This is a genomic window from Kitasatospora sp. NPDC001261, assembly GCF_042896795.1.
Taxonomy (GTDB): domain Bacteria; phylum Actinomycetota; class Actinomycetes; order Streptomycetales; family Streptomycetaceae; genus Kitasatospora.
Genome location: NZ_JBIAXP010000043.1, coordinates 65,158 through 77,137, shown reverse-complemented (window position 1 = coordinate 77,137; position 11,980 = coordinate 65,158). Strand labels below are relative to the sequence as shown.

The window sequence follows — 11,980 nt, the reverse complement described above, 5'->3', positions numbered from 1 at the left end:
GGTTACATTCCGAACCCGGAAGCTAAGCCTTACAGCGCCGATGGTACTGCAGGGGGGACCCTGTGGGAGAGTAGGACGCCGCCGAACAATTCTTCTAGAGAAGCCCCCGCCGGGTGAACCGGTCGGGGGCTTCTCTGTTGTAGGGTCAACATGCAATTGTCGTCACACGGGACAGGAGGCCCCCCGGGTGGAGGTCCAGGAGACGCGGGTCCAGACCGATCGCGTCCTCACCATCCCCAATATGCTGAGCATGGGCCGGCTGGTCGGTGTTCCGCTCTTCCTCTGGCTCATCCTGTGGCCGGTCTTCGACGGGCCCAACAATGACGGTTGGGCACTGCTGATCCTGATGTTGAGCGGGATCAGCGACTACCTGGACGGGAAGCTCGCCCGCCGGTGGGGGCAGATCAGCCGGGTGGGGCAGCTGCTCGATCCGCTGGCCGACCGGCTGTACGTGCTGTCCACGCTGGTTGGGTTGACGTGGCGTGGGATTCTGCCGTGGTGGCTCACCGCGATCCTGTTGGCCCGTGAGGCATTCATCGCCGGCCTGCTGCCGATTCTGGCCCGGCGCGGTTACGGACCGCTCCAGACGAGTTTCCTGGGGAAGGCCGCGACCTTCAATCTGATGTACGCGTTTCCGCTTCTGCTGCTCGGCAGTGTCGACAGCTGGATCGCCCGGCCGGCCGAGGTGGTGAGCTGGGCGTTCATCTGGTGGGGGACGACCTTGTACTGGTGGGCCGCGATTCTTTACGCGGTCCAGGCGCGGCAGATCGTCCGGGGGAGCACCGCGGGCCCGGCGTCCACAGTCTGAGACGTGATCTGAGAGAAGCCCCACGCCTCCTCGGTGCGTCGGACGATACCTTCCGGGTAGAGAACCTTCTGGAACGCTTTGATGGACCTGCCGGTCCACCACCGCGAAGGAGGACGCACCCGTAATGAAAGCCGTTGTAATGGCAGGGGGCGAGGGCACCCGACTCCGCCCGATGACCTCCAGCATGCCGAAGCCGCTGCTTCCGGTCGCCAATAGGCCGATCATGGAGCACGTGCTTCGGCTGCTGAAGCGGCACGGCCTCTCCGACACCGTCGTCACCGTGCAGTTCCTGGCGTCGCTGGTCAAGAACTATTTCGGTGACGGCGAAGAGCTGGGCATGCATCTGACCTATGCCCACGAGGAGACGCCACTGGGCACTGCGGGGAGTGTCAAGAACGCCGAGGACGCGCTCAAGGACGATTCCTTTCTGGTGATCTCCGGTGACGCGTTGACCGACTTCAATCTCTCGGAATTGATCGACTTTCACCGCAGTAAGAACGCTCTGGTCACCGTCTGTCTCACGAGGGTGCCGAATCCGCTGGAGTTCGGCATCACGATCACGGACGAGGAGGGGAGGGTCGAGCGGTTCCTGGAGAAGCCGACCTGGGGGCAGGTCTTCTCCGACACGGTGAACACCGGTATCTATGTGATGGAACCCGAGGTCTTCGACTACGTCGCGGCGGGCGAGTCCGTCGACTGGTCGAGTGACGTCTTCCCCCAGCTCCTGAAGGAGGGCAAGCGGGTCTACGGGTACGTCGCCGAGGGCTACTGGGAGGACGTGGGCACCCACGAGAGCTACGGCAAGGCCCAGGCGGACGTCCTGGAGGGCAAGGTCGACGTCGAGCTCGACGGGTTCGAGATCTCCCCGGGGGTCTGGGTCGCCGAGGGCGCCGAGGTGGACCCGGAGGCGGTGCTGCGCGGGCCGCTGTACATCGGGGACTACGCCAAGGTCGAGGCCGGCGTGGAGATCCGCGAGCACACCGTGCTGGGCAGCAACGTGGTCGTCAAGCGCGGCGCGTTCCTGCACAGGGCGGTGGTGCACGACAACGTGTACGTCGGGCCGCAGAGCAACCTGCGGGGCTGCGTGGTCGGCAAGAACACCGACGTGATGCGGGCCGCGCGGATCGAGGACGGCGCGGTGATCGGGGACGAGTGCCTGGTCGGCGAGGAGTCGATCATCGGGGCGAACGTCCGGGTCTACCCGTTCAAGACCATCGAGGCCGGCGCCGTCGTCAACACCTCGGTGATCTGGGAGTCGCGCGGCCAGGAGCACCTGTTCGGGGTCCGCGGCGTCTCGGGCATCCTGAACGTCGAGATCACCCCGGAGCTGGCCGTCCGGCTGGCGGGGGCGTACGCGACGACGCTGAAGAAGGGTGCCACCGTCACCATCGCGCGTGACCACTCGCGTGGTGCGCGTGCGCTCAAACGGGCGATGATCTCGGCGCTCCAGACCTCCGCGATCGACGTCCGCGACCTCGAGAACGTGCCCATGCCGGTGGCCCGGCAGCACACGGCGCGGGGGAGCGCGGGCGGGATCTTCCTGCGGACCACGCCGGGTGTGCCGGACTCGCTGGACATCCTCTTCTTCGACGAGCGCGGGGCGGACCTCTCGCAGGCCGGCCAGCGCAAGCTCGACCGCGTCTACGCGCGCCAGGAGTTCCGGCGGGCCTTCCCCGGTGAGATCGGGGACCTGACCTTCCCCTCCAGCGTCTTCGACTCCTACGCGGGAAACCTGCTGCGGACGGTGGACACGACCGGAGTCCGGGAGGCCGGGCTGAAGGTGGTCGTGGACACCGCGCACGGCAGCGCGGGCCTTGTTCTGCCGAGCATCCTGGGCCGACTCGGGGTCGAGGCGCTCACCGTCTCCAGCGGGCTGGACGAGGCGCGGCCGACCGAGGACGCGGAAACGCGGCGGGCCGGCCTGGCCAGGCTCGGTGAGCTGGTCGCCTCCTCGCGGGCGGCCTTCGGGGTGCGGTTCGACCCGGTGGGCGAGCGCGTCGCGTTCGTGGACGAACTCGGGCGGGTGATCGACGACGACCGGGCCCTGCTGGTGCTGCTGGACCTGGTCGCCGCCGAGCGGCGCAGCGGGCAGGTGGCACTGCCGGTGACCACCACCCGGATCGCCGAGCAGGTCGCCGCGTACCACGGCACCCAGGTCATCTGGACCACGACGACGCCGGACGACCTCGCGAAGGCGGCCTCCGCCGAGGGCACGGTGTTCGGCGGGGACGGGCGCGGCGGCTTCGTGGTGCCCGAGTTCAGCGGGGTGCTGGACGGCGCCGCGGCGTTCGTCCGGCTGGTCGGCCTGGTGGCGCGGACCCAGCTCACGCTGAGCCAGATCGACGCCCGGATCCCGCAGGCGCACATCCGGCGCCGGGACATTGCGACGCCGTGGGCCGCCAAGGGCATGGTCATGCGCTCGGTGGTGGAGGCGGCCGGCAGCCGTCGGCTGGACACCACCGACGGCGTCCGGGTGGTCGAGGCGGACGGGCGCTGGACGCTGGTGCTCCCGGACCCGGCCGAGGCGGTCACCCACCTCTGGGCGGAGGGCCCCGATGACGAGGCCACCGAGGCGCTGCTGGACGAGTGGGCGGCCGTGGTCGACGGGGCGGGACGGTGACGGACCGGGACTGAGCACGATCAGGAGCTGAGCTCGGAACCGCCTCGGACGGCGGGGCGCGCGGTGTGACCCGCGCGCCCCTCTGTCCGTTTTCACATCATTCGGAATACTCCGTCACATTCCGTCATGTGTGCAGCGTGTGTGCAGCTCAGGGGCCGTGCGCGGGCCCCCTCGACGACATGGGACGATGGTCTCCATGCCAGCGACGCCGACGCCGAGTGCCCCGAACGGACGGTACAACCGCCCGGACGCCTCGATGTCCTTGCTGACCAACGTGATGGACCACAGCCTGGACGAGGGCTACGCGGAGGCGGCCGCCGCGCGCGGCGGTGCCCGCGACAGCCGGATACCCGGGACCCTGCCGGGGCTGCTGACGCTCGGGGCGGGGCTGGCGCTGGTCGGCGCGGTGGTGACGGTGGGCGCGGTGAACGCGCACAAGGCCGAGCCCTCGCTGGCCAAGGAACGGGACGCGCTGATCCACCGGATCAACGACAGCAACACCTCGGCCGACCGGCTGCAGAAGCAGGTGCAGGAGCTGCGGCTCAAGGTCGACAACACGCAGCAGCAGGCGCTCGCCTCGGGCGACGCCGATCCCGGCGGGGTGAGCGGGGCCGTGGGCCTGGGCCAGGTCACCGGGCCGGGCGTGAAGCTGGTCCTGGAGGACGCCGCGGGCACGGGCAGCGGCGGCAACGTCGACCCGAGGGCCGGGCAGGGCTTCTCCAACAGCGGCCGGCTGCGGGACCGCGACCTGCAGCTGGTGGTGAACGGCCTCTGGGGATCCGGGGCCGAGGCGATCGCGATCAACGGCCAGCGGCTGACCGCGCTGTCCGCGATCCGGGCCGCGGGCGAGGCGGTGCTGGTGGACAACCGGCCGCTGGTGCCGCCGTACAACATCCAGGCGATCGGGGACGGCTCGAAGCTCCTCACCGCCTTCGAGAAGGACATGGCCGGGCAGTACCTGCGGCTGCTCCAGGAGCAGTACGGCATCAAGTCGACGCTCTCCGTGCAGAAGAACCTGACGCTGCCGGCGGCGGTGGGGGTGACGCTGCGGACCGCGCAGCCGGTGACGCCCGAGGCCTCGCCCCCGGCGACCGCGGGCGCAACGGCGCCGGCCGGAGCCGGAACCCAGGAGAGCCCCGGCGCGTCCGCCTCACCGTCGGCCTCGCCTTCCGCTTCCGCCTCGTCGGCCCCGACCAGCGGTGCTTCCACCGCCAAGCGGCGTCCGCCGACCGGAACCACCAAGACCACGACAGGGACAGGAGCAGCCAGACCGTGATTGCCGTACTGGGTCTTGTGATCGGGGTGGTCGTCGGCCTCTTCGTCCAACCCGAGGTGCCGGACGCCGTCGTGCCCTACCTGCCGATCGCGGTGGTGGCGGCGCTGGACGCCGTGTTCGGCGGCGTCCGGGCGATGCTCGACGGGATCTTCAACGACAAGGTGTTCATCGTCTCGTTCCTGTCGAACGTGGTGGTCGCGGCACTGATCGTCTTCCTCGGTGACCAGCTGGGCGTCGGCTCGCAGCTGTCCACCGGCGTGGTCGTCGTCCTCGGCATCCGCATCTTCTCCAACGCGGCCGCGATCCGGCGCCATGTCTTCCGTGCCTGAGCCGGGCCGCGAGCCCGCGGCGGAGGACGGGCGGGAGGCGGCGGTGGCCGGGCCGGCCGCCGGGAAACCGGCTGGAGAGCCGGGCGGGAAAACGGTCGAGAAGGCGGTTTCGAAGCCCGTCCGGGAGGTCGTGGACGCACCTCGGACGGACAGTGCGGCGGACGCGGACGAGGCTGCCGGGACGGCCGGGGAGATTGCCGAGGCCGTGGAGCCCGTCGTCGCCTCGGAGGAGAAGTCTGACGCTAAGGCTGAGCTTGAGGCCGGTTCGGTGCCCGAGCCGACGCTGCGGCTCACGAAGGTCACCGCGCCGGCCCCCGGGGCCGAGCCGGAGACCGGGGCGAAGCCGGAGTCCGCGCCTGCCGCTGAGCCCGAGCCCACGCCCGAGCCCATGTCTGAGCCCGTGCCGGACCCGGAGCCCGCACCAGAAGCGGGGTCCGAGCCGGAACCCGAGCCCGAGCCCGTCGCGGACCGGAGTGCCGGCCGGCGGCGCCTGAAGGCGGCGCTCTGGCCGCCGCGGCTGTCGCGCGGCCAGCTGGTGGTGGCGCTGCTGCTGTTCTCGCTCGGCCTGGGGCTGGCGATCCAGGTGCGGTCGACCAACGACCACCACAGTCAGCTCCGCGGGGCCCGCCAGGAGGACCTGGTGCGGATCCTCGATGAACTGGACAGCCGTCAGCAACGTCTTCAGCAGGAGAAGGCGGAGTTGGAGCAGTCCCTGGCGAAGTTGGAGAACAGCTCCAACCAGGCCAAGGAGGCCCAGGAGCAGACCAGGAAGAAGGCGACGGAGCTCGGCGTGCTCGCCGGCACCGTCAAAGCCACTGGTCCGGGCATCGTACTCACGGTCGATGATCCCCAAGGGCAGGTGAAGGCAGATATGCTGCTGGACACCCTGCAAGAACTTCGAGCGGCGGGGGCGGAGGCGATTCAGATCAACGATGTGCGCGTGGTGGTCAACACCTACTTCACCGACCTGTCGGCCGGTGGGGTGCAGATCGACGGGAAGAAGGTCTCGCAGCCCTACCGCTTCACGGTCGTGGGGAACCCGCAGGATCTGACACCCGCGCTGAACATCCCGGGAGGTGTCGTCCGCACGCTGGAGAGCCACCAGGCGCGGGCGACGATCGCCCAGCAGCAGAAGGTGGTCGTCGACGCCCTCGTGGACCCGAAGTCGCCGCAGTACGCCAAGCCGGCTTCGAAGTGACGGGGCGCCCGGCGAACGGCCCGTCAAGGGCGGGCGGCACCCGCTGCGGGGCGCCGCCGTCACATGGGCGAGACTGGTTCGCACCAGTACGCTCCGGAGCAACAACCGCAGTACCAACCGCCGGAGTACCACTCCAGCGGGCCCGAGCCGCAACGACCGGGCCCGCAGCATGTCCGAGGTTCTCACCCTGCCCCGCGGGCGGGTCTGTCACACGCAAGGGGATTCGCCCGTGAGTTTCTTCTCGAAGTTGTTCGGTCGTAACAAGGGCCGTGACGCCGCCGCCGTCGAGGCGCCCACCGCGCGTCACCGCCGACCGGAGGACGAGCCCGCAGTGCCGGGCATGCGCCCGGCCCCCGAGGCCGCGCCGTACGCAGGTCAGCAGCTGTACCGGGACGGCGGCGCCGCCCAGTACGCGGGGAATCAGGCGGGCTACGGCGCGTCGGTTGACCCCTCCGGCGAGCCGCGCATAGGTTTCCCGTCAGGACCCTCAACCTCTGGTGGAGGGTTTGCCCCGGATCCGTACGCCGGGCACAACCCGTCGGGTGTGCCGCGCCAGGAGGCTGTGAACATGGCTGGCCCCACTCCGTGCCCCAGGTGCGGCAACCGGAACCCGGCCGCGGCCCGGTTCTGTTCCAACTGCGGCACGGCGCTGCGCGGCGGCCTGCTTCCGGAGGGGGCGGCGGAGACCACGTCGACCATCTCCATCTCCGGCCTGGAGTCGTACGACCCCACCACCACGACCGGCACCGGCGCCACGCCGGCCCTGTCGGCCGAGGTGCTGTCGGCGATCGACGCGCTGCCGCCGGGCTCGGCCCTGCTGATCGTGCAGCGCGGTCCGAACTCCGGCAGCCGGTTCCTGCTGGACTCGGACGTCACCACGGCGGGTCGCCACCCGCAGGGTGACATCTTCCTCGACGACGTCACGGTCTCGCGCCGCCACGTGGAGTTCCGCCGCACCCCGGCCGGCTTCAGCGTCGCGGACGTGGGCAGCCTCAACGGCACCTACGTGAACCGGGAGCGGATCGACGAGGTGCCGCTGAACAACGGCGACGAGGTGCAGATCGGGAAGTACCGGCTGGTGTTCTTCGCCGGCCACAACCGGGGGTACTGAAAACGACGTCGGCAGGAGCCCGAGTGAATACGAATACCCCTTCCTCTTCTCTCGGGGCGGCCACCCCAACCCCGTCCGGTCCGCAGGCGGACCGCGGCGGACGCGGGGTGGTCGCGGGCCCGCGGCAGCCGGTCCGGGCCGAGCGGCCCGCCGGCCGCCGGCGCGGCGGTGACGAGCTGCTGAGCATCGGCGCGGTGCTGGCCTTCCTGCGCGACGACTTCCCCGAGGTCACCATCTCCAAGATCCGCTTCCTGGAGGCGGAGGGACTGGTCGAGCCGCAGCGCACGCCCTCGGGGTACCGCAAGTTCAGCCCGGCCGACGTCGAGCGGCTGGCCTACGTCCTGCGCATGCAGCGGGACCACTACCTGCCGCTGCGGGTGATCCGGGAGCACCTGGACGCCATCGAGCGCGGTGAGAACCCGCCCGCGCTGCCCTCCGCCGCCGACACCCGGCCCGGGCCGCTGGAGGAGGCGGACCGGGAGCTGGTGGCCGGCGGAGAGGTGCCCTCCGGCGTCCGGCTGGGGCGCGCCGAACTGCTCGCGGCGGCCGAGGCCGGGGAGCCGGAGCTGGCCGAGTGGGAGTCCTACGGGCTCGTCGCCCCGGGCCCGGACGGCGGCTACGACGGCGAGGCGCTCCAGGTGGCCCGGCTGGTCGCGGAGCTCGGCCGGTACGGGCTGGAGCCCCGGCACCTGCGCGCCATGAAGGCCGCGGCGGACCGCGAGATCGCGCTGGTGGAACAGGTGGTGGCGCCGTTGCGCCGGCACCGGAACCCGCAGACCAGGGCGCACGCGGAGGCCACCGCCCGGGAGCTCGCGACGCTGTCCGTACGGCTGCACGCGGCCATGGTCCAGGCCGGGATGCGGACGCGCGGATAGCGCGTGCCGCCCGCGGCGCGCCCTGGCCGCACCGCGCTGACCAGCGGCGTCGGCCCTGCGCTTTCATATCCGGGAGCGGAGCCATAGGGTTGCCTGTGTGAATGAGCTCGACGTCGTGGGTGTCCGAGTGGAGATGCCTTCCAACCAGCCGATCGTGCTGCTGCGGGAGGTCGGGGGAGATCGCTATCTGCCGATCTGGATCGGCCCCGGCGAGGCGACCGCGATCGCCTTCGCCCAGCAGGGCATGACGCCGGTGCGGCCGCTGACGCACGACCTCTTCAAGGACGTCCTGGAGGCGCTCGGCCAGCAGCTCACCGAGGTCCGGATCACCGACCTGCGGGAGGGCGTGTTCTACGCCGAGCTGGTGTTCGCCGGCGGGGTCGAGGTGAGCGCGCGGCCGTCCGACGCCATAGCGCTGGCGCTGCGCACCGGCACGCCGATCTACGGGAGCGAGGAGGTGCTCGCCGAGGCGGGCATCGCGATCCCGGACGAGCAGGAGGACGAGGTCGAGAAGTTCCGCGAGTTCCTCGACCAGGTGTCGCCCGAGGACTTCGGCGGCAGCGGCCCGCAGTAGCGGGGCCCGACCGTGCGGCCTTTCGGCCCATCGTTTTGCCAAAATCCGTCCATCTACCCACACTAGGGGCACGAAAAACCACTCTCCTGAGTGAAGTGGTTTGTCTGGCCCGGCGTGGCGATCGTTGACGGGTCATAGGGGACTGCCTACCGTCAGGAGTGGCTGTCCGGGTGGCCGATGCCCGCAGTCGGGTTGCCCGCAGCACAAGTGGACGGAGGCAGGCATGAGCAGCACCGGCGATGACGCGGCCGTGGGAGGCCGGTGCGCCGTGCACATGCCGCGCACCGCTCGCACCGTCACGGATTTCCCCCGGGTCGGCAGGTTCCCGGCCGTACAGGCGGGCCAGCCGGCCATCGAACGGCTGGCTCCGACGTCCGACCTGCTCGGCTTCCGGGGCCCGACGGCCTGCGCGGCGGCCGGCATCACCTACCGTCAGCTGGACTACTGGGCCCGCACCGGACTGCTGGAGCCCAGCGTCCGCACCGCGTACCCGTCGACCAGCCAGCGGCTCTACAGCTTCCGCGACATCCTGCTGCTGAAGATCGTGAAGCGGCTGCTCGACGCGGGTGTCTCGCTGCAGAACATCCGGGTGGCGGTCGCCCACCTCCAGGCCGCCGACCAGGCCGACCTGGCGGGGATGACGCTGATGTGCGACGGCGCGACGGTGTACGAGTGCACCACGCCGCAGCAGGTGGTCGATCTGCTGAAGGGCGGTCAGGGGGTCTTCGGCATCGCGGTCGGAGCGGTCTGGCAGGAGCTGGAGCTCACCCTCGGGCGGCTGCACGCCGAGCGCACCGACACCGGCGAGACGATGGTCGGGCACGACCCGGCCGACGAGCTGGCCCAGCGGCGCAACCGGGCGGTCTGAGCAGGCGTTCGACGGGGCCGCGGGCCCGGACGGGGAACCGTTCGGACCCGCGGCCCCGTCGTGTTCCCCGGTTGACGTGATCGAGGGAGGGCACGTGGGAGTCGGTACCGGTATATCGGGGCTGCTGCGGCGCAGGGCCGGACTGCTGGAGGCCCGGCTGCGGCAGCGGCGGACGCAGCGCAGGGTGTTCCAGGTCGGAACGGTGCTCTGCTCGCTGGCGCTGGCGCCGAGCGCCTGGGTGTGGTTCGCCGCGGGGGACCGGGTGGGCACCGTGGAGAGCGCGCCCGCCGCGCCGGTCGCGGTGGTCTTCGGGGCCGGCCTGTACCAGGGCAAGCCCTCCCCGTACCTGGAGCACCGGCTGGTCGCGGCGGTGGACCTGTACCGGGAGGGGAAGGTGCAGGCGATCCTGGTGACCGGGGACAACGGGCGGGTCGAGTACTCCGAGCCCGACGCGATGTACGACTACCTGACCCGGAACGGCGTTCCCGAGGACCGGGTGGTGCGGGACTACGCGGGCTTCGACACCTGGGACTCCTGCACCCGGGCGCGCCGGATCTTCGGGGTGGACCACGCGGTGCTGGTCAGCCAGGACTTCCACGTCCGCCGGGCGCTGGCGCTGTGCGAGGCGGCGGGGATCCGCTCGTACGCGGTCGGGGTGCCGGAACTGCACGACGCGACCTGGCTGTACGGCGGGCTGCGGGAGGTCGCCGGGGCGGGCAAGGCGGCGGCCAACGCCTGGCTGCGGCCGGACCCGGTGTTCCTCGGGCCCCGGGAGGACGGCATTCCGAAGGCGCTGGCGGAGGCCGCGAAGCAGTAGCGACGGGGGCCGGGAGCGGGGCCTCCGGCCCGGTTCGTACGCACTGTCGGACCCGTACGCGATGATCGGCGGGTGCGATCTCTGCCGAGCATCATCCACCTCGACATGGACGCCTTCTTCGCGGCGGTGGAGCAGGCGGCCAAGCCCAGCCTGCGCGGCAAGCCGGTGGTCGTCGGCGGGCTCGGCGGGCGCGGGGTGGTCTCCACGGCCTCGTACGAGGCGCGCAGGTTCGGGGTGCACTCGGCGATGCCGATGGCGCAGGCGCGCAGGCTCTGCCCGAACGCGGCCTTCCTGGCGGGGCGGTTCGAGGCCTACCGGCAGAACAGCGAGATCGTGATGGGGCTGCTGCGGCAGCTGTCCCCGCTGGTGCAGCCGCTCAGCCTGGACGAGGCCTTCGTGGACCTGGAGGCAGGCCCGTACGGACCGGCGCTGCTGGAGGCGGACCACGAGACCGGAGAGCGGCTGGTCCTCGCGCTCGCGGAGGACCTGCGGGCGGACATCCAGCGGTCGACCGGGCTGACCGGCTCGGTCGGGGCGGCCGGGTCCAAGCTGATGGCCAAGATCGCCTCCGAGCAGGCCAAGCCGGACGGACTGGTCATGATCGAGCCCGGGCAGGAGCGGGCCGTGCTCGGCCCGATGCCGGTGCGGGCGCTGCCCGGGATCGGGCCGGCCACCGAACAGGTGCTGCGCCGGGCCGGGCTGAGCACGGTGGCCGACCTCGCGGAGGCGGGGGAGGCGGAGCTGGTGCAGCTGGTCGGGCGGGCGCACGGCGCCGGGATCTTCCAGATGTCCATAGGGCTGGACGAGCGGCCGGTGATCGCCGACCAGGACGCCAAGTCCGTGTCGGTGGAGGACACCTACGAGGTGGACCTGGCCGACCGGGAACGGGTTCTGCGCGAGGTGGAGGCCCTGGCCGGCCGGTGCGTACGGCGGCTGCGGGCGGCCGGGCGCTCGGGGCGGACGGTGGTGCTCAAGGTCCGGCGGTTCGACTTCTCGACGCTGACCCGCTCGGAGACGCTCGGCGGGCCCACCGACGACGAGGCGGTGATCACCGCGACCGCGCGCCGGCTGGCCGAGCAGGTGGAGATCACCGGCGGGGTCCGGCTGCTCGGCGTGGGCGTCGCCCAACTCGCCGACTACACCCAGGAGGACCTGTTCGCCCAGGCGCTGCGGGAGGAGGCCGCGGAGCACGCGGAGGCGGCGGCCGAGGCCGAGGAGGCCGAGGCGGAGCCGGAGGCCGTCGTGGTGCGGCGGTGGGTGCCCGGACAGGACGTCCGGCACGAGGAGTTCGGTCCGGGCTGGGTGCAGGGCAGCGGCGTCGGGAGGGTCACCGTACGGTTCGAGACGCCGTGGGACGGGCCGGGGCGGGTACGGACCTTCGCGGTGGACGACCCGGCGCTCGAACCGTCCCGGCCGCTGCCGCTGCGCCGGGACGCGGGTGCGGACGAGGGGCCGGACGGTGTGTCGGAGGGGAACGGCGGGCCGGGGGAAGGAGCCTGAAACG

General features: G+C 71.5%; 11 protein-coding genes and 1 rRNA gene. All 12 read left to right on the top strand.

Annotation, left to right across the window (positions count from 1 at the left end):
- A 5S ribosomal RNA gene (rrf, locus tag ACFY4B_RS39665) occupies positions 1-87 on the top strand; the annotation flags it as partial.
- Between the two features lie 100 nt (positions 88-187).
- Positions 188-808, top strand: a complete 621-nt coding sequence (locus tag ACFY4B_RS39660) for a CDP-alcohol phosphatidyltransferase family protein (RefSeq protein WP_049653270.1) — start codon at positions 188-190, stop codon at positions 806-808.
- Between the two features lie 124 nt (positions 809-932).
- On the top strand, positions 933-3,428 hold the full coding sequence (locus tag ACFY4B_RS39655; protein ID WP_049653268.1) for a mannose-1-phosphate guanyltransferase: 2,496 nt from the start codon (positions 933-935) through the stop codon (positions 3,426-3,428).
- A gap of 196 nt (positions 3,429-3,624) precedes the next feature.
- Entirely contained in the window at positions 3,625-4,704 is a 1,080-nt protein-coding gene (locus ACFY4B_RS39650; RefSeq protein ID WP_387976232.1) for a DUF881 domain-containing protein, read from the top strand.
- The gene (locus ACFY4B_RS39645; protein WP_030062488.1) at positions 4,701-5,033 is read left to right on the top strand and encodes a small basic family protein; all 333 of its coding nucleotides are present in this window, start codon (positions 4,701-4,703) and stop codon (positions 5,031-5,033) included. The genes ACFY4B_RS39650 and ACFY4B_RS39645 overlap by 4 nt, the downstream gene beginning before the upstream one ends.
- A 388-nt stretch (positions 5,034-5,421) precedes the next feature.
- Positions 5,422-6,231, top strand: coding sequence for a DUF881 domain-containing protein (locus ACFY4B_RS39640; protein ID WP_387976246.1), 810 nt, complete (start codon positions 5,422-5,424; stop codon positions 6,229-6,231).
- A gap of 568 nt (positions 6,232-6,799) precedes the next feature.
- Entirely contained in the window at positions 6,800-7,342 is a 543-nt protein-coding gene (locus ACFY4B_RS39635; RefSeq protein WP_049653265.1) for an FHA domain-containing protein, read from the top strand.
- Positions 7,343-7,521: 179 nt separating this feature from the next.
- A complete protein-coding gene (locus ACFY4B_RS39630; protein WP_198959445.1) occupies positions 7,522-8,217 on the top strand; it encodes a MerR family transcriptional regulator in 696 nt (231 codons plus the stop codon).
- A 97-nt stretch (positions 8,218-8,314) separates the two neighbouring features.
- On the top strand, positions 8,315-8,791 hold the full coding sequence (locus ACFY4B_RS39625) for a bifunctional nuclease family protein (protein WP_030303568.1): 477 nt from the start codon (positions 8,315-8,317) through the stop codon (positions 8,789-8,791).
- Between the two features lie 223 nt (positions 8,792-9,014).
- Positions 9,015-9,659, top strand: a complete 645-nt coding sequence (locus ACFY4B_RS39620) for a MerR family transcriptional regulator (RefSeq protein WP_049653260.1) — start codon at positions 9,015-9,017, stop codon at positions 9,657-9,659.
- Between the two features lie 94 nt (positions 9,660-9,753).
- Positions 9,754-10,476 carry a vancomycin high temperature exclusion protein gene (locus ACFY4B_RS39615; protein WP_387976229.1) on the top strand — a complete coding sequence of 241 codons (723 nt, stop codon included), beginning with the start codon at positions 9,754-9,756 and terminating at the stop codon, positions 10,474-10,476.
- 72 nt (positions 10,477-10,548) lie between these two features.
- On the top strand, positions 10,549-11,976 hold the full coding sequence (locus tag ACFY4B_RS39610) for a DNA polymerase IV (RefSeq protein WP_387976226.1): 1,428 nt from the start codon (positions 10,549-10,551) through the stop codon (positions 11,974-11,976).
- Positions 11,977-11,980 lie beyond the last annotated feature (4 nt).